Here is a 16600-nt window from a genome sequence, read left to right as displayed (position 1 = left end):
TTATTGTGGCTGATGCGCCGCTTTCAATAAATCATTTACCGTTTTTACTGGATTAAAAGTAATTAAAGGAACCGCAACAAAAGCAGTAAGCCAATTTGCCATAGAACCGTTCCATAGTCCAGGCAATTCGTAACTTCTTACGGTATTTCCGTCAACACTTTTTTCTACAATAAATCCAGCATTTTGATCTACAAAACGTAATAAATCGAATTTTTCGTTTTTATAGTTTTTCGTTCCACAAACTAAATCAACTGGATTAAAATGCGTAGCTGCCTCCAAAACTGCAAGCTGTTTTTTATTAACTAAATCTACTTGGGAAGTTTCTACAATTTGCAATGAGGCATTTCCTTTATCGTTAATTACCCAAAAAGGGCCTCCGCCTGGTTCTCCTTCATTTTTTACCATTCCGCAAACTCGAATTGGTCGATCCAATAACTCTTTTATTTTGATTATTTTATTTTCGAATGTAAACTTATTAAAGTCGTCATTCATTGCAATACTCAACTTTTCCTTTAGAAAAACAAGAATCTCTTCTAATTGATTCTCTTTAATTTCATTGCGATCTATAGATTCCAAACATGAGAAAACCCATTCTTGTATTTCAATTAAAACACCTCCTAGTGCTTTTTTATAAAGTGTAATTTCATCAATATGATTTTGAATTACATTATCAATATTTTTAATAAAAATAAGATCAGCATCGAGATTATTCAGGTTTTGAATTAAAGCGCCGTGTCCGCCTGGTCTAAAAATTAGATTACCATTTTTATCTTTTACTAGTTGATTTTTTGCGTCAATAGTAATAGAATCTGTACTTTTATTTTGATATGAATATCCTATATTAATGGTAATTCCCGAAGGTTTTTCTACCTTATCTTTAACTTCAAGAACTGCTTTTTCAAACAAATCTTGATGTATTTCTGAAACCGTAAAATGCAAATGAGATAGATTTTTTGATGACGCATAATGTACACATTCATTCAAATGTTCTTCAATCGGATTAGCAATATGAGTTTTATATAAATGAAACGGCAAAACTGCCTTTGGCTTATTTGCTGAATTAAAATAATCTGGAGATAGTAACAGTTTTATAAAATAATAGTTTTTATAATCTCTTTCTAAACTCTCAAAATCAGGATAAATTGCTCTAAGTTTTTGATCAACTTCTTTGAAAAAAGGAAACTTCTCCATTCCAACAATAAAAATGGCAAGTTCTTTATCATTTTTTCTGTTGATGTAAGCATTTATAGTTTCTTTTTCGATATCAAAATCATTTAGGAAAGCACTCAAAAACTTGTACATTCTGGTAGCAGCGCCAGAAGCGGGAACAAATTTCTTGATTTTAAACTTATCTTTCTGACTATCAAAAATCAATGCTTTTTCTCGAAATTCATTTTCAGAAAAACTTAGAATTCCATCATTAATAGTTGCGGGTCTAATTAAATTACTTTTAGAAATTCCTTTTTTAAAGCTTTCCAATTGTTTTAAAACCGTCTTAAAAGAAATTCCTTGATTGTAAATCTGTACAAAATCTTCAGACGAAAAATCATTCTCTTTAGCCAAAGCCAAATCATTTACAATTGAAACTGCTGTTTTTAAACGGCATTCTTTGTCTCCCGAAAGTGTTATAAAAGGCTTTTTAGTATCTATTAAAGTTTGTTTAAAAACAGAAAAAACTGTTTCTCTTCCGTTTGGAGTATCTCGAATATCATCTTTTTCCCAAGGAACATCAATGTCTGTCAAAAAGAATAAATCGTATTCATGTTTTAATGCTGCTTCATTTAAAAGAGGATCACAAAAACCATAATACATTTCAGAAAAAACTTTGGTTACCATTAAGTTGGTATCGCAAAACAAATATTTATTTGCTTTTTCAAGCTTTTCATTTTCTAGTGCCGTTTGACCGTAGGCAATTGGCATCATATCTTCAGCTACACAGATATGCTTATTTTCTTCCCACTTTTCTTGCAGATAATCGCGTGCAAACTCAGGAACCCATTCGGTTTCGTAGTAATCTGCGAGCTGTTTTGCTAATGTAGTTTTACCTGTACTCTCAGGACCAAATAAAGCAATTTTTATGATAGTTGTTTTTTGCTGTCTAAGATCTTTCTCCATTCTATATAAGCTGAAATAGCCAAAATTGTAAAAATTAAATATTGAAGTGACAGCATCCCTAAACCACGATAAGCATAGAGAGGTACAACAATAATATCACCAATAATCCAAAGTGTCCAGTTTTCTATTTTTTTTCTGGCCATGTACCACATTCCTGCGAAAAAAATTCCTGACGAAATCATATCAACATAGTTGTCTTTATGAATTTCGTAATCAAAATATTTATAAATCCCGAAAACTACAAAAACGGTTACAATAAACAGTAAGATTCCAATTATTTTTTCATTAAAAGTTGTACGAGTAATTGGAAGGTTATCTTCAACCGTTCCACCTTTTGCCCAAACGTACCAACCATAAATGCTCATTATCGAAAAATATCCGTTTATAATCATATCGCCAATATAGCCTGCTATATAGAGCAGATATACCGAGATTACCGTCGCGATCAATCCGGTTGGGTACACCCAAATGTTTTCTTTTTTAGCAAACCAAACGCTTAAAATTCCAAAAACAAAGACTAAAAACTCTAAAGCAATATGCCATAAAGGTGCGTTTTTATAACTATTCAGAAAAAAATCGATCATTTTGTGGTATTTAAAGGCGTTGAGATTTTATTTATAAATCAAAAAAATGACTGTTATTTTCGAAAGCAGTTCCAATAACAACTAAGTCTGCACCGGCGGCGTACGCTTTTTGAATTCCGTGCAAATCTACAATTCCTCCGCCAACAATTACAGGAATTCTGACATTTTGCGCAACTAATTTGATCATTTCTGTCGGAACGGGATGTTTGGCTCCGCTTCCAGCTTCCAAATAAATCAATTGATTTCCTAACAATTCTCCAGCCTGAGCAGTTGCCAGAACTAAATCAAGATTTTCTCTGCTTAAAGGTTTGGTTTTACTTACCCTTGCTACTGCGGTTTCGTTTCCGCTTTCTATCAAAATATAGCCTGTTGAAATGACTTCTAAATTTGTTTTCTTAAGAATTGGTGCTGCTTGAACTTGATATTCTATTAAATAATCTGGATTTCTACCAGATAATAATGATAAAAACAAAATACCATCTGCTTTTGGGGAAATTTGCGAAGGATCTCCAGGGAATAAAATAACTGGAAGATTCGTTTTTTGCTTTAATATCTCAATCAAATCTTCCAAGATTGTATTACGAACAATACTTCCTCCAACAAAAATATGAGTTGCCGGAGACTGATTGATTTTTTCAATTAGCTGCTCTAAATTTTTCAATTCAATTTTATCAGGATCTAAAAGTATTGCCAATAGTTTTTGACCACTATTTTTAGCCTCTAAAATTTGTTGTCGTATAGTGAGTATTTGTTCTTGCATCTTAGGTGTAAAAGTAAAAGTTTTTTAATCTCGTAAAACTATTTTGAATGAATTATATTTGTATTGCGTTTTTTGATAACGTAAATGACACATTATGATTACAGTCGAATTAATAGAAAAATATGGTGCGATTAAAAAAACGTTCGACAAAAATGATCTTGTTTTTGAAGAAGGAAATCTCCCATTGAACTATTATCAAATTATTTCGGGCGAAATCAAAATGAGCAATTATAATGATGATGGCCGTGAATTTATTCAGGGAATATTTTATAGCGGACAATCTTTTGGCGAACCACCATTATTTCTAAATCAAAAATATCCTGCCAACGCCATTGCCGTAGAAAATGCTGAAATTTTTATTCTTCCAAAAGAAAACTTCATGAAACTTTTAGAAGAAAATCCGAAGGTGAGCATTAAAATTATTGAAAATCTTGCACAGCGGCTGTATTACAAATCGGTTATGGCGGCAGAAATATCTACACAAGAACCCGAACATCGGGTATTAAAATTAATTGATCATGGAATTGCTTACTTCAATTTCCAAAAAGACCAAAATGGCTATCTGATTAATTTTACCAGACAGCAAATTGGAGATTTGACTGGTTTACGGGTAGAAACGGTTATTAGAACCATAAAAACTTTGGAGAAAAAAGGCGAATTGAAGATTATTAATCGAAAAGTATATAGATAAAAAAGTTCTTGTTTTATGATTTTAATCATAAAATGCAGTTGAAATGTGGGTGTACCTTTGTCATATAAAAATCTGAATATCATGACACTATATCAAACAACATTCGACATTTTCAATAGAAATTATATGGGTTCTGCTGCAATGGCAGTAATTGGACAAAGCTGTTTAGGAGGCGCTGCAGCAATGTACGTTTTGGCTAACGGAACTTCAATTCCGCAAATGATTCAACTCGCAATCATTGTTTTAACTTGTATCTTTGTAAACACTTCAATTTTGGCACAAATGAAACATAAAGTAGTTTTTAACCTTTTACTTTTAAGTTCAATTTTAAGTGTAGTTTTCATTCTATTAAACACTTTAATTCTGTGAAAAAGCAAATAGAAAATAGAGCTGACGTAGCATTTTTAGTCCATCAGTTCTACGATAAAATAAGAGCCGATGAAGAAATCGGCTTTTATTTTAATGAAATGATTTCTGATTGGGATACACATCTAGAAAAACTAACTGATTTTTGGGAAACCAACCTTTTTGGCGTGCGCAAATACAAAGGAAATCCGCATGCCGTACACAATGAAGTAGACGCTCATTTTGACGAAAAAATAACGGCAAATGAGTTCGGAATCTGGCTAAATCATTGGTTTCAAACTATTGAAGAATATTTTGAAGGCGAAAATGCTGAAATTTTAAAACGTCGCGCTCGTAAAATGAGTACTTTTTTATTTATGAGCATGTTTCAGCACAGGCAAAAAGAAAGTGAGATTTAATATTTTTAGTCAAAGTATGTCATTTCGAGGAACGAGAAATCACACCAGAAGCTCTGCGCAAAGTGAATCGTCAATCTTTGTCGATTTACGACTGTGACTGAAAACTGAGACTGTCAACTATAAATTATTTCTCAAAAGCATACACTAAAGTAAAAGTTCCATCATAATTATCCGATTTGATTTCTTGATAATGTACATCAAAATCTTTAATCAGATCATCAAAATGAAGACTTGCCTGCGTTTGGGTTTCATATAAAGAAAAGTTGTTTACATTAATGTGATCTTTAAAACTTATTCCTTTTTCATTTCTTATTTTAAAGATTGCTTCTTTAGCTCCCCAGATAACGGTAAGTTTTTTTATGTATTCTTCGATAAATTTCGGTTCTAAATAATTGCATTCGTAATCTGTAAATTTATCTGCAATTCTCTGAATTTTATCGCGTTGCAATTCCATATCAATTCCGACCTTTTCATGGCTGATAATTATAGCTGCAAAATGATACGAATGTGTAATTGAGATATGATTATGACAATCAAAATAAGGTTTTCCAAACTCATCATAATGCAGATCTTTATCGGTAAAACCCATTTCCTGAATTAGCATGCGAACACTCAAAAAAGCACGCTGATGCATTTGAGATTTCATTCCGTCTAGTCTGCGCTGTGTTTTTTCTTTCAAGGTCACGCTACTATACAACTCGTCAAAGGATTCTGTTATTTCCCAAATTAAGATTTTAGTAGTTTCGTTGAATTGTATGGTTTGAAATAGAGGCATTTTATAATTGTGAATTGTAAATGGTTAATTGTAAGTTTATGGATGGTAAATTTTAAACCATATAAGTTATTTAAGATGATATAACTGTTGGGTTAAAAAACACATTAGTAAATATAAGCAATTCATAACAAAGGTAATAGTTTCAGAATCTTTTTCAAATGAACTTATATTACTTATATCATTCAAAACGATTCTTAGAGTAACATTCTAGGGATTAAGAAATTAAAGATTTCACAAATCTTATAGAAATTAGTAAAATTCAAAAGCTATTCCTTAAATTTGCAAAAAAATTACAATTATACAAATATACTATAAATGAGTACAACGACTACGCCTTATGTGGCTTACAAAGTAAAAGACATTTCTCTGGCAGCTTGGGGAAGAAAAGAAATTGAACTAGCTGAAGCTGAAATGCCAGGTTTAATGGCACTTCGCGCTGAGTACAAAGACGAACAACCATTAAAAGGTGCTCGTATTGCTGGATGTTTACACATGACAATCCAGACTGCTGTTTTGATCGAAACTTTAATTGCTCTTGGTGCTGAAGTTACTTGGTCTTCTTGTAACATTTTCTCTACTCAAGATCAGGCTGCTGCTGCTATTGCTGCTGCTGGAATTTCAGTTTATGCTTGGAAAGGTCTTGACGAAGAATCATTTGACTGGTGTATTGAGCAAACTTTATTCTTTGGTGAAGACAGAAAACCATTGAACATGATCTTAGATGACGGTGGAGATTTAACTAACATGGTTATTGATCGTTACCCAGAATTAGTTGCAGGAATTAAAGGTCTTTCTGAAGAAACTACAACTGGTGTTCACAGACTTTACGAAAGAGTAAAAGCTGGAACTTTACCAATGCCTGCAATCAATATTAATGACTCTGTTACTAAATCTAAATTTGACAACAAATACGGATGTAAAGAATCTGCTGTAGATGCTGTACGTCGTGCAACTGACTTAATGTTAGCTGGAAAAAGAGTAGTTGTTTGTGGATACGGTGACGTTGGAAAAGGAACTGCTGCTTCTTTCAGAGGTGCTGGTTCTATCGTAACAGTTACTGAAATCGATCCAATTTGTGCTTTACAAGCTGCAATGGACGGTTATGAAGTTAAAAAATTAAACACTGTAATTGCTAATGCTGATATCATCATCACAACTACAGGAAACAAAGATATCGTTCTTGGAGAGCACTTCGAGCAAATGAAAGACAAAACTGTTGTTTGTAACATCGGACACTTCGATAACGAAATCGACATGGCTTGGTTAAACAAAAACCACGGTGCTTCTAAAATCGAAATCAAACCTCAGGTTGACAAATACAACATCAACGGAAAAGATATCATCATCTTGGCCGAAGGTCGTTTAGTAAACCTTGGTTGTGCTACAGGTCACCCAAGTTTTGTAATGAGTAACTCATTTACAAACCAAACTTTAGCTCAAATCGAATTATGGAACAACAGCGCAGCTTACAAAAATGAAGTTTACATGTTACCAAAACATTTAGATGAAAAAGTTGCTGCTTTACACTTAGCTAAATTAGGCGTTGAACTTGAAGTTTTAAGAGAAGATCAAGCTGCTTACATTGGTGTTGAAGTTCAAGGTCCATTCAAACCAGAATACTACAGATACTAATCTAATTTTAGATTTAAGATTGTAGATTTCTGATTTTTAGAAATACATTTCAAACCCTACAGGTTTATAACCTGTAGGGTTTTTTATTGCAATAAATAGTTGTAAATTAAATAAATCAATTTTATTTTTGTAAGAAAATTATTTTTAATTAAGCGCTTATGATTTCAACAAAAGATTTAAGATTAATGCCTAAAAAAGATGATCTACAACAGATCTGTAAAGCAATTTCTGTTTTAGATGCTATTTTTTGGGCTGAATGGGACGGGAGGTTTTACTCATACAACTCAAAATGGTTTGAGAATGAAGAGTTTTTCGAAATGAGAGATGGATGTGGAGATCAAATGATGATTCTTTTTCTTAAAAACAATTGCGTAATAAACGGACTTGCACACGAGTTTTATTCTGGAAGTTCAACAAAAAAAGACTTAACGCAAGGAATGCCAGAAATATATAATGAATTTATTTTCGGAGAACCAGTGTCATCAACTGGAACAAATTTTTGTTTATGGATAAACAATGATGGAGAGTGGCAAAAAGGAAAAATTGATACAAGTAATGATGGCTCAGAAGAACTTTTAAATATTTTTGATGGAAATCCTCAAACTTACATTGATTGGGCAATAGATTATTTTTTTGATGGGACTCAAGATGAAGATGAAGAAGAGGATGATTACAGAGCTAAACCTACTTCATTAGAACCTGTATTTGAAATTTATAAAGGAAAAAAATTAACTAAAGAAATGGTTTTATTACTTGATAAGAATTTCGATGACTGGAAAAGACTTGAAGAAGATCTTAAGGAAATTGATTAAGATTATAATTTTAATTAAAGTTAAATTATAAGAATCTATATTCAAACCTGATAGGGTTTAAAACCTGTCGGGTTTTCTTTTTTAAAGAATATTTCATTTTAAAAAACGTTGTGTATCTTTAAAGTAAAAATATTCTTTATGAATCGTCTTCTTTTTGTTTTCACTTTTCTATTCCTGAATTTTTCTGTATTTGCTCAAAACAATGATATCTGGACTTCATTTCCAAACAAAGACACAACACTTATTGGGTTTAAAGACAAAAATGGAGTAATCAAAATAGAACCTAAATTTACAGGTTTTACAACGGCACAGAAATTCGAAAATATTATTGCTGTTACAGAAGAAAAAAATGGAAAGTGGGAAAGCTATTATTTAACTAAATCTGGAAAAATAGTTGGGCGCGATAGTCTATATATTTTTGACAATGGCCCTGATTGTGAAAACGAAGGTTTTATAAGATTTACAGATCGTAAAACCGATAAAATGGGAATGTTTAATGCTGAAGGAAAAATAATTATTCCAGCGGAATACAGTAATCTGACCAAAGCCAAAAACGGAATGTTCATCGGATTAAAAGATGCTAAAAAAGAAACAGATGGAGAACATTCTTTCTGGAAAGGCGGAAAAGAATTCTTAGTTGATATTCATAATAAAATCTTAGTTGAAAATTTCGCTCACAATGATGATTTGAACTTTTATTCTTTAGAAAAATCAAAAGAACCAAGTAAAGATCCCATAAGAGATAATTTTCTGGGAGTAGATGGACAATATTATTCGTTTATCAATTTTGACAAAGAGTTTAAAGAATGGCTTAAAAACACCTTTTTTAAAAACTTATCCAAAGCCAATTTAGAAAAACATTCTTTTGATAAAATAACCTTTTGGAAAGAACCAAACGGATGGATAAGCGAGCCTAAAACTAAATTCATCAATCAGAATTATACTTATCTGAAATTAAAACTGGAAGAACTCAAAAATCCGAAAACGGATTATTTCATTACTTCAGACGGATTGAATCAGTTTATTTTTGAAACAGAAGAATACGATGTTTATTTCAACAATTGCAACGAATCTAAAGACTGGATTTATCCCGTAAAAAGCATCATTATCAACCCAAAAAACAAAGTCGATTTCAAGCAAGATCATTTGCAGTTTCTACGAACCGAAAACGGCTATAAATTGATCAGCGTTTCTGCTGCAAAAGATAATCTTAAATAATTTTTCTCTTTTCAATAAAAGCTAACTTTGTAAAAAAGTTAGTCATGAAGAATTTTTTGTTTTTATTCATTGCCATTGTATTCGAAATCATCGCCACAACAGCATTAAAAAAGTCTGAAGAATTTACCAAACTGCTTCCAAGCATTATTACAATTATTGGTTATTGCGGTGCATTTTATTGTTTAAGTTTCGCCATTAGAACTATTCCTGTTGGGTTTGCATACGCCATTTGGTCGGGAGTTGGTATCGTTTTAATAACTGCAATTGGAGCAATTTTCTTTAAAGAAATTCCAGATTTACCTGCTATTATCGGACTGAGTTTAATTATAATTGGAGTTGTTGTAATTAACGTTTTTTCTAAAACTACAGCACATTAAGAAATAATGCCACGAAGGCGCAAAGACACAAAGTTTTTTTAATCTTATGGACTTATACTTTACTTAGAGTTACAATATTTTAAAAAAAACTTTGTGTCTTCGTGCCTTTGCGGCAAAAAAACAAAGCAAGTTTCGGATTTTATTCCCGCCAAAACCAATCGATCTTTGTCTTATAAAATTGAATGAAGATGAACACACAGGAAACCATCAATTATAATCGCATTGCAGAGGCTATCGATTATATCAAAGCGAACTTTAAAGATCAGCCTAATCTCGACGAAGTGGCCGAAAAAGTGCATTTGAGTCCGTTTCACTTTCAGAGACTTTTTAGCGATTGGGCAGGAACAAGTCCGAAGAAATTTTTGCAGTATACGAGTTTAGAACACGCTAAAAAATTGCTTAAAGAAAATCAGGCAACTATTTCTGAAACTGCTTACGAAACTGGACTTTCAGGTACAAGCAGACTTCACGATTTATTTGTAAATATCGAAGGCATGACACCAGCAGAATATAAAAACGGCGGAAAAAATCTGGCTATAAATTACAGTTTTGCCGAAAGTCCGTTTGGAAATATTATTGTTGCTTCTACTCAAAAAGGCGTTTGTTTTATGGCTTTCGCCGAAGACGAAGCAAACGGATTTTCTGCTTTAAAAGAAAAATTTCCAAATGCTGACTTTTCAAGAAAATTAGATTTAGTACAACAAAATGCCTTGTTTATTTTTCAAAATGACTGGAGCAAATTATCTGAAATTAAACTTCACTTAAAAGGAACCGATTTCCAGCTAAAGGTTTGGGAAACACTTTTAAAAATCCCTATGGGACAACTTTCTACATACGGAACAATTGCACAACAAATTGAAAAACCTAATGCTTCCAGAGCAGTTGGAACTGCAATTGGAAGTAATCCAGTTGCTTTCTTAATTCCATGCCACCGCGTTATTCAATCTTCTGGAGTTTTTGGCGGTTACATGTGGGGAAATACACGTAAAACAGCTATAATTGGCTGGGAAGGCGCGCAAACAAATCTTCAATTATAATTTATACACAAGTCACATCTGTAGAGACGCACCGCAGTGCGTATACGCAAAGATTATCGACAAAGAAATCCTTTGTTATAAATACAAGACGTTAGACGCACTGCGGTGCGTCTCTACAGATAAACGGTATGAATTATTTATCATTTTTTTTTATTCCTCTAAAAAAATATTATGCAAAATATACAATCCAGAATTGCTTCTCAAAACTGGGAAAGCATCACCGAATCTATGCACGAAAATGGATTCGCTATAATTCCAAATATTCTCAATAACGAAGAATGTGAAGACTTAAAATTCGATTACGATAATCCAATGATATATCGAAAAACAGTTGTAATGGAACGTTATCGATTTGGTTTAGGCGAATACAAATATTTCAATTATCCTCTTCCCGATTTAATTCAGAACATACGGACTTCGATTTATCCAAAACTGGCTCCAATTGCAAATGCATGGATGAAAGCACTAAATATCAATACTTCTTTTCCAAATGAACATCCAGCATTATTGAAGCAATGCCAAGATAACAATCAGCTTAAAGCCACGGTTTTAATTCTAAAATACGGCAAAAGCGGTTTCAATACTTTACATCAGGATTTATATGGCGATGTTTATTTTCCGATTCAAATCGTTCTTTTCCTTTCTCAACCTGATGAAGATTTTACGGGTGGCGAATTCGTATTAACACAACAAACTCCGAGAGCGCAATCTAAAGCTATTGTTTTAAAACCTAAAAAAGGAGATGTTTTAGTTTTTACAACTAATTTCAGACCAATAAAAGGAACGAAAGGTTATTATCGGGTCAATATGAAACATGGCGTGAGTGAGGTTCATTCTGGTGAAAGATATACATTGGGAATAATTTTTCATGATGCCTTATCATAATATAAACGTATAGCAAATCTGTAGAGACGCACCACAATGCGTCTAACGTTATGTTATAATCTATGAGGAACATCTTTGTGTAGACGCACTGCGGTGCGTCTCTACAGAATAAAACATCTAAAAAAATAAATGATAAAACATTGTGAAATTTCAGATTCAGAACTGCGTAATAAAATTAAAAAAGGCGAAATTTGTTTCGGTGGCAACCAAAAATTAAAAATCTACGGAACACTGAAATGTTCTTCTGGAAAAAGAATGAAACGAGAAAATCGTGTTTTCTTTTCTTCAGAAAATGAAGCTAAACAAAGTGGTTTCAGACCTTGCGGACATTGCATGAAACCCGAATATTTAAAATGGAAAAATGGACTTATTTAATCCTCATACAGACGAAAATACCAACTTACTTCCGCAAGACGGAACTGTAAATTACTACGGAAAATTGTTTTCGAGAGAAGAAGCTGATTCCTATCGTGATACTTTATTGGAAACAATTGAATGGAAAAATGACGAAGCCATCATCTTTGGAAAATTAATTTTAACCAAACGAAAAGTAGCTTGGTATGGCGAAAGAGAATTTGAATATACTTATTCCAATACCACAAAAAAAGCGCTTCCGTGGACTCCAGAATTATTAAAATTAAAATCGATTATTGAAGAAAAAACAGGAGAAACATTCAATTCTTGTCTTCTCAATTTGTATCATTCTGGCGAAGAAGGAATGGCTTGGCACAGTGATGGAGAAAAGGATTTAAAGAAAAATGGAGCTATTGGCTCACTAAGTTTTGGTGCCGAACGTAAATTTGCTTTCAAACATAAAGAATCTAAAGAAAAGGTTGCTCTAATTTTAGAACACGGCAGTTTATTAGTCATGAAAGATGAAACACAAACGTACTGGCTTCATCGTTTACCGCCTACAAAAACTACTCAAAAACCACGAGTAAACTTGACTTTTAGAACTATTGTGAAATAAAATTTACTTCTTTTTTGATGCAACATTTTCATACGAACGAATTAATGCATCTTCAAACATTTCTAGTCTAACTCTCGCCAATTCTACGATGGTCCAGCCTTGTTTTCCCCATTTATTTGGGATTGGATAAAAAATCTTTTCGCTTGACGAACAAAAAACAGACTGATCTATTTCGTTTAATTTTAAAACTGCATGATTATTCTTTTCATCAAAAGTGGCAAAAATTTTCTTTTTGATTCGAAAAGAAGTTTTCTCAAAATGAGGTTCTTCTATAGCATCAGGAAATGATAATGCTAAATTTCTAAAGGTTTCAATTGAAATCATATCTCCAATTTTTAAAGTTCAACCTTAAATTTACCAACCTTGATTTAGTCCATTTTTTAAAACCTCATCATATTTTTCTTTATCAAAAGAATACAGATTTGGTGCTTTGTGCGCTACATTACTTTTCTTTTCGTCCAGTTTGGTAAGAATTCCAATATTGGTTATTTTTCTTAAAAAATTTCGACGATCTAGTTTTTTGTCCAAAATAGTCTCATATAATTTCTGAAGCTCCGGAATTGTAAATTTCTCTGGAAGCAAATTATAACCAATTGGCATTAAATTTAATTCTATTCTCAAAGTATCGAGAGCTTTATCTAAAATTTCTCTATGATCTAAAATCAATTCGGGAACTTCTTTGTGATCAATCCATTCTACGACTTCATTTCTCCCTAAAAGGTTTGGAAGAATCTTCGAAAAATCGACCAATGCATAATATCCAATTGTAACAAAACGACGAGTTAGCCATTTTGCTTTTTCTTCTTCGATTTGAAAATATTCTAAAGCTTTCTTGTCAAAATGCTGATGATTACGATTTACTTTACCAAAGGTTGCAAATTGCCTCAAAAATACACCTTCAACGCCTGTTCTACTATTCAATACTGTAATAGCTGCCGTGTCTATATCTTGATCTACGGGAATAAATCCGCCAGGTAAAGACCACTTATTGGCTCTTTCTACTTTTATCAATAAAACTTTAAGCTGATTGTCGTGAAAACCAAAAATCACACAATCTATTGAAAGTCCAGGTTGGTAATTTTCGCTGTTATCTATAATGTCTTTTAACATTCAATTGAGTATAAATCCTTCTTAATAACCTCGCAATTTACTTCATTTTTAGAAATTCGAATCATTTTTCAAAAATTTATAGAAGTGTGTAAATCACAATTTAACTAAAATTTAAAGTCAAATTTAAAAAAAATAATTACATTGCGTCATAATAACACATTAATCATTTTAATTGTTATTTTTTGATTAAAAACCAAGAAAAATAATACAAGCTGGTCCATTTTTCTTCAAAGTGAGTGTAGAAAGTAAAAATGTAGAAGTTATGATTACCAATTCATTAAAAAACATCAATAAAAAAATTAGAACTAAAATCTGGACTTCTTTCGGATTTGTTTCTAAGACCTATCTTTTGGAAGCGTCTTTAAAATATAGCGCAGAACAAGAAAGAATTTTCAACGAAATGTTTGCTGAAACTGACGCCAAAAATAAAAAGGCAAAACAAGAAGCTTTTGACAAAGCCTTGTATGCCTCTTATAAAGGAATTGGCGCTATGGATTTTGTAAATACTGTTTTAAAATAACCTGTTACCCTGTTAATAATTTATAATGTGGCCTCACTTTTTTAGTGAGGCTTTTTTTGTTCAAATTATTATATAAAAAAAGGGACTTTAAAAGTCCCTTTTTTTTTTTAATTTGCTGTTAATTCAAAATCTGATCTTAGTTTAATATCTGCTGATGAAGTTCCGATCATTACTTCGAAATCTCCAGGTTCAGCAACCCATTCTAATTTATTATTGTAGAAAGACAATTTTTCTTTGTCAATTGTAAATTCGATTGTTTTAGATTCTCCTGCATTTAATTTCACTTTTTGGAAATCTTTCAATTCTAAAACTGGTCTTACTACAGATCCAAACTTATCTTTCAAATACAACTGAACTACTTCTTCTCCAGCTACTTTTCCAGTATTTTTCAATTGGAAAGAAACTTTAATAGTCTCATTGCTTTTTATTTTAGTCGAAGATAATTTCAATCCTGAATAATCAAAAGTTGTGTAGCTTAATCCGTATCCAAAAGGAAATTTAGGCGAATTTTTTAAATCAATATAAGCTGAAACATAGTTGGTAGAATTTTCATCTTTTGCTGGTCTTCCTGTGCTAAAGTGATTGTAATAAATTGGCACTTGACCTACTTCTCTTGGGAAAGTCATTGGCAATTTTCCAGATGGATTGTAATCTCCAAAAAGAACATTGGCAATTGCATTTCCAGCTTCAGTTCCTAACCACCAAGTGTATAGAACTGCAGGAACATTGTCGGCTGTCCAATTGAAAACAAGTGGTCTTCCAGCATTTATTAAAACTACAACTGGTTTTCCTGTTGCTTGAATCGCTTTTACTAAATCTTCTTGAACGCCTGGTAAATGAATATCGCTTCGGCTTTTTGCCTCACCGCTCATATCGTGTCTTTCTCCAATACTTAAGATAACAACGTCAGCTTGTTTAGCGGTTGCAACTGCTTCTGCAAAACCATCTTTATTATCGCCCGTAACATCACATCCTTTTGCGTACAATAACTTGGTGTTTTTGCCTACTTTGTTTTGTAAACCGTCCCATTGCGAAACTACCCATTTATCATAATTCACTTCTGGTAATTCTACAGCCCAAAATCCCATATTGGCTTTGTATTCTTTTACCATTGGCCCAATAAAAGCAATTGTTTTAGTACTTTTTGAAAGTGGCAAAGTTTGGTTTTCATTTTTCAATAAAACAATACTTTTTTCAGCCATTTCAAGTGCTGCTTTTCTGTGTTCAGGATTTGATAAAGCTTTCTCTTCTCTCTTCGGATCTGAATATTTGTATGGATCATCAAATAAGCCTAATTCATATTTTTTGCGAAGAATACGTCTTACGGCATCATCAACCAAATCAATAGAAACTCTGCCTTCTTTTACTAATTGCGCTAAGTTGTAACGATATGCATTGCTTTCCATATCCATATCACTTCCAGCTGTAATCGCTGAATAAGCTGCTTCTTTAAGATCTTTAGAATAACCATGAGCAACCATTTCTCCGATTGATCCCCAATCTGAAACTACGAAACCTTGAAAGTTCCATTTTCCTTTTAAAATATCTCTTTGTAAATGTGCGTTTCCAGTTGCTGGAATTCCGTTTATATCATTAAATGAGTTCATGAAAGTTGCAGCTCCAGCGTCTAAAGCGGCTTTAAAAGGAGGCAAATATGTTTCTAAAAGCATTCTTTCGCTCATATCTACAGAGTTGTAATCTCTTCCTCCAACTCCAGCTCCATAAGCTGCAAAGTGTTTTACACAAGCCATAACTGAGTTTAAGTCTCCCAATTTAGCTCCTTGAAAACCTTTTACTCTTGCATAAGCAATTTTAGAACCTAAGTAAGTGTCTTCTCCTGCTCCTTCCATAACGCGCCCCCAACGTGGATCACGACCAATATCAACCATTGGCGCAAATGTCCAATGAATACCGCTTGCTGCCGCCTCTGTAGCAGCAACTCTTGCTCCTAATTCGATAGCGGCTAAATCCCAACTTGCTGCTTCTGCAAGGGGAAGAGGAAAAGTAGTTTTAAATCCGTGAATAACGTCTTGACCAAACAACAAAGGAATTTTAAGTCTTGACTGCATCGCCAATTCTTGATATCCTCTAGTATATTTTGTTCCGATTACATTTAGCATCGAACCAATTAAACCTTGTTTGATTTCGTTTTGTTTGTTCGGATTAATTGTAATTGGCCCAGTTGCTTGATTGTCGCCAGTGTACTGAGTTAACTGACCAATTTTTTCTTCAATTGTCATTTTCTTCAACAAATCATTGACTTTCTGATCTATTGACTGCTGCTGCGCCGAGGCGAAAAGCGAAAGCATAAACAGCGTAATTGTGGTTACTCTTTTCATAGTTTAAGTTT

At 32.8% G+C, this 16600-nt stretch carries 19 protein-coding genes; 12 read left to right on the top strand and 7 right to left on the bottom strand.

Annotated elements, in window-relative coordinates; translation table 11 throughout:
• Genes HNP35_RS05255 through HNP35_RS05245 form a run of 3 tightly spaced genes read right to left on the bottom strand, consistent with a single transcriptional unit; the run spans nucleotide 1 to nucleotide 3459 of the window.
• Nucleotides 1–2115 carry a DUF4301 family protein gene (locus tag HNP35_RS05255; protein WP_184157876.1) on the bottom strand — a complete coding sequence of 705 codons (2115 nt, stop codon included), beginning with the start codon at nucleotides 2113–2115 and terminating at the stop codon, nucleotides 1–3.
• Nucleotides 2076–2699: a nicotinamide riboside transporter PnuC gene (gene pnuC, locus HNP35_RS05250; RefSeq protein WP_184157877.1), complete on the bottom strand. Its 624-nt coding sequence runs from the start codon at nucleotides 2697–2699 to the stop codon at nucleotides 2076–2078. The genes HNP35_RS05255 and pnuC overlap by 40 nt, the downstream gene beginning before the upstream one ends.
• Before the next feature lie 31 nt (nucleotides 2700–2730).
• Nucleotides 2731–3459 (bottom strand): geranylgeranylglyceryl/heptaprenylglyceryl phosphate synthase, encoded by a 729-nt coding sequence (locus tag HNP35_RS05245; protein WP_184157878.1) that lies wholly within the window; start codon nucleotides 3457–3459, stop codon nucleotides 2731–2733.
• Between the two features lie 94 nt (nucleotides 3460–3553).
• Between HNP35_RS05245 and HNP35_RS05240 the strand changes: the two genes are divergently transcribed.
• From HNP35_RS05240 to HNP35_RS05230, 3 genes are all read left to right on the top strand, one after another.
• On the top strand, nucleotides 3554–4150 hold the full coding sequence (locus HNP35_RS05240; RefSeq protein WP_184157879.1) for a Crp/Fnr family transcriptional regulator: 597 nt from the start codon (nucleotides 3554–3556) through the stop codon (nucleotides 4148–4150).
• 81 nt (nucleotides 4151–4231) lie between these two features.
• The gene (locus HNP35_RS05235; RefSeq protein WP_184157880.1) at nucleotides 4232–4519 is read left to right on the top strand and encodes a hypothetical protein; all 288 of its coding nucleotides are present in this window, start codon (nucleotides 4232–4234) and stop codon (nucleotides 4517–4519) included.
• On the top strand, nucleotides 4516–4914 hold the full coding sequence (locus HNP35_RS05230) for a group III truncated hemoglobin (RefSeq protein WP_184157881.1): 399 nt from the start codon (nucleotides 4516–4518) through the stop codon (nucleotides 4912–4914). The genes HNP35_RS05235 and HNP35_RS05230 overlap by 4 nt, the downstream gene beginning before the upstream one ends.
• A gap of 124 nt (nucleotides 4915–5038) precedes the next feature.
• Here HNP35_RS05230 and HNP35_RS05225 read toward each other — a convergent pair whose 3' ends face one another.
• On the bottom strand, nucleotides 5039–5689 hold the full coding sequence (locus HNP35_RS05225) for a 4'-phosphopantetheinyl transferase family protein (RefSeq protein WP_184157882.1): 651 nt from the start codon (nucleotides 5687–5689) through the stop codon (nucleotides 5039–5041).
• A gap of 315 nt (nucleotides 5690–6004) precedes the next feature.
• Between HNP35_RS05225 and ahcY the strand changes: the two genes are divergently transcribed.
• The 8 genes from ahcY to HNP35_RS05185 all read left to right on the top strand — a co-directional run bounded on the left by ahcY (nucleotide 6005) and on the right by HNP35_RS05185 (nucleotide 12620).
• Nucleotides 6005–7321, top strand: a complete 1317-nt coding sequence (gene ahcY / locus HNP35_RS05220; RefSeq protein ID WP_184157883.1) for an adenosylhomocysteinase — start codon at nucleotides 6005–6007, stop codon at nucleotides 7319–7321.
• A gap of 158 nt (nucleotides 7322–7479) precedes the next feature.
• Nucleotides 7480–8133 (top strand): hypothetical protein, encoded by a 654-nt coding sequence (locus HNP35_RS05215; RefSeq protein WP_184157884.1) that lies wholly within the window; start codon nucleotides 7480–7482, stop codon nucleotides 8131–8133.
• A 138-nt stretch (nucleotides 8134–8271) separates the two neighbouring features.
• Nucleotides 8272–9351, top strand: coding sequence for a hypothetical protein (locus tag HNP35_RS05210; RefSeq protein WP_184157885.1), 1080 nt, complete (start codon nucleotides 8272–8274; stop codon nucleotides 9349–9351).
• Nucleotides 9352–9395: 44 nt separating this feature from the next.
• Nucleotides 9396–9728, top strand: a complete 333-nt coding sequence (locus tag HNP35_RS05205) for a DMT family transporter (RefSeq protein WP_184157886.1) — start codon at nucleotides 9396–9398, stop codon at nucleotides 9726–9728.
• A gap of 188 nt (nucleotides 9729–9916) precedes the next feature.
• On the top strand, nucleotides 9917–10765 hold the full coding sequence (locus tag HNP35_RS05200) for a bifunctional helix-turn-helix domain-containing protein/methylated-DNA--[protein]-cysteine S-methyltransferase (RefSeq protein ID WP_184159703.1): 849 nt from the start codon (nucleotides 9917–9919) through the stop codon (nucleotides 10763–10765).
• A gap of 171 nt (nucleotides 10766–10936) precedes the next feature.
• Complete coding sequence (locus HNP35_RS05195) at nucleotides 10937–11650, top strand: 2OG-Fe(II) oxygenase (protein ID WP_184157887.1); 714 nt, start codon at nucleotides 10937–10939, stop codon at nucleotides 11648–11650.
• A gap of 129 nt (nucleotides 11651–11779) precedes the next feature.
• Nucleotides 11780–12025: an Ada metal-binding domain-containing protein gene (locus HNP35_RS05190; RefSeq protein ID WP_184157888.1), complete on the top strand. Its 246-nt coding sequence runs from the start codon at nucleotides 11780–11782 to the stop codon at nucleotides 12023–12025.
• On the top strand, nucleotides 12012–12620 hold the full coding sequence (locus HNP35_RS05185; RefSeq protein WP_184157889.1) for an alpha-ketoglutarate-dependent dioxygenase AlkB family protein: 609 nt from the start codon (nucleotides 12012–12014) through the stop codon (nucleotides 12618–12620). Before HNP35_RS05190 ends, HNP35_RS05185 begins: the two co-directional genes overlap by 14 nt.
• Nucleotides 12621–12623: 3 nt before the next feature.
• Here the strand turns inward: HNP35_RS05185 and HNP35_RS05180 are convergent, their stop codons facing one another.
• Nucleotides 12624–12944 carry an MmcQ/YjbR family DNA-binding protein gene (locus HNP35_RS05180; protein ID WP_184157890.1) on the bottom strand — a complete coding sequence of 107 codons (321 nt, stop codon included), beginning with the start codon at nucleotides 12942–12944 and terminating at the stop codon, nucleotides 12624–12626.
• A gap of 30 nt (nucleotides 12945–12974) precedes the next feature.
• A complete protein-coding gene (locus tag HNP35_RS05175) occupies nucleotides 12975–13730 on the bottom strand; it encodes an NUDIX hydrolase (RefSeq protein WP_184157891.1) in 756 nt (251 codons plus the stop codon).
• Nucleotides 13731–13992: 262 nt separating this feature from the next.
• On the opposite strand from HNP35_RS05175, the gene HNP35_RS05170 reads away from it, so the two are divergent.
• On the top strand, nucleotides 13993–14250 hold the full coding sequence (locus HNP35_RS05170) for a hypothetical protein (protein WP_184157892.1): 258 nt from the start codon (nucleotides 13993–13995) through the stop codon (nucleotides 14248–14250).
• 107 nt (nucleotides 14251–14357) lie between these two features.
• Here HNP35_RS05170 and HNP35_RS05165 read toward each other — a convergent pair whose 3' ends face one another.
• A complete protein-coding gene (locus tag HNP35_RS05165) occupies nucleotides 14358–16589 on the bottom strand; it encodes a glycoside hydrolase family 3 N-terminal domain-containing protein (RefSeq protein WP_184157893.1) in 2232 nt (743 codons plus the stop codon).
• Nucleotides 16590–16600: the final 11 nt, after the last annotated feature.

Origin of the sequence: Flavobacterium notoginsengisoli (genome assembly GCF_014207905.1) — a bacterium.
Taxonomy (GTDB): Bacteria; Bacteroidota; Bacteroidia; order Flavobacteriales; family Flavobacteriaceae; genus Flavobacterium; species Flavobacterium notoginsengisoli_A.
Note: the sequence above shows the minus strand (reverse complement) of the source record. Positions and strands in the feature narration are given on the sequence as shown.

Coding starts and splice junctions, on each gene's coding strand:
- HNP35_RS05255 (WP_184157876.1), bottom strand. CDS start 2,115: ATGGAGAAAGATCTTAGACAGCAAAAAACAACTATCATAAAAATTGCT.
- pnuC (WP_184157877.1), bottom strand. CDS start 2,699: ATGATCGATTTTTTTCTGAATAGTTATAAAAACGCACCTTTATGGCAT.
- HNP35_RS05245 (WP_184157878.1), bottom strand. CDS start 3,459: ATGCAAGAACAAATACTCACTATACGACAACAAATTTTAGAGGCTAAA.
- HNP35_RS05240 (WP_184157879.1), top strand. CDS start 3,554: ATGATTACAGTCGAATTAATAGAAAAATATGGTGCGATTAAAAAAACG.
- HNP35_RS05235 (WP_184157880.1), top strand. CDS start 4,232: ATGACACTATATCAAACAACATTCGACATTTTCAATAGAAATTATATG.
- HNP35_RS05225 (WP_184157882.1), bottom strand. CDS start 5,689: ATGCCTCTATTTCAAACCATACAATTCAACGAAACTACTAAAATCTTA.
- ahcY (WP_184157883.1), top strand. CDS start 6,005: ATGAGTACAACGACTACGCCTTATGTGGCTTACAAAGTAAAAGACATT.
- HNP35_RS05215 (WP_184157884.1), top strand. CDS start 7,480: ATGATTTCAACAAAAGATTTAAGATTAATGCCTAAAAAAGATGATCTA.
- HNP35_RS05210 (WP_184157885.1), top strand. CDS start 8,272: ATGAATCGTCTTCTTTTTGTTTTCACTTTTCTATTCCTGAATTTTTCT.
- HNP35_RS05205 (WP_184157886.1), top strand. CDS start 9,396: ATGAAGAATTTTTTGTTTTTATTCATTGCCATTGTATTCGAAATCATC.
- HNP35_RS05200 (WP_184159703.1), top strand. CDS start 9,917: ATGAACACACAGGAAACCATCAATTATAATCGCATTGCAGAGGCTATC.
- HNP35_RS05195 (WP_184157887.1), top strand. CDS start 10,937: ATGCAAAATATACAATCCAGAATTGCTTCTCAAAACTGGGAAAGCATC.
- HNP35_RS05190 (WP_184157888.1), top strand. CDS start 11,780: ATGATAAAACATTGTGAAATTTCAGATTCAGAACTGCGTAATAAAATT.
- HNP35_RS05185 (WP_184157889.1), top strand. CDS start 12,012: ATGGACTTATTTAATCCTCATACAGACGAAAATACCAACTTACTTCCG.
- HNP35_RS05180 (WP_184157890.1), bottom strand. CDS start 12,944: ATGATTTCAATTGAAACCTTTAGAAATTTAGCATTATCATTTCCTGAT.
- HNP35_RS05175 (WP_184157891.1), bottom strand. CDS start 13,730: ATGTTAAAAGACATTATAGATAACAGCGAAAATTACCAACCTGGACTT.
- HNP35_RS05170 (WP_184157892.1), top strand. CDS start 13,993: ATGATTACCAATTCATTAAAAAACATCAATAAAAAAATTAGAACTAAA.
- HNP35_RS05165 (WP_184157893.1), bottom strand. CDS start 16,589: ATGAAAAGAGTAACCACAATTACGCTGTTTATGCTTTCGCTTTTCGCC.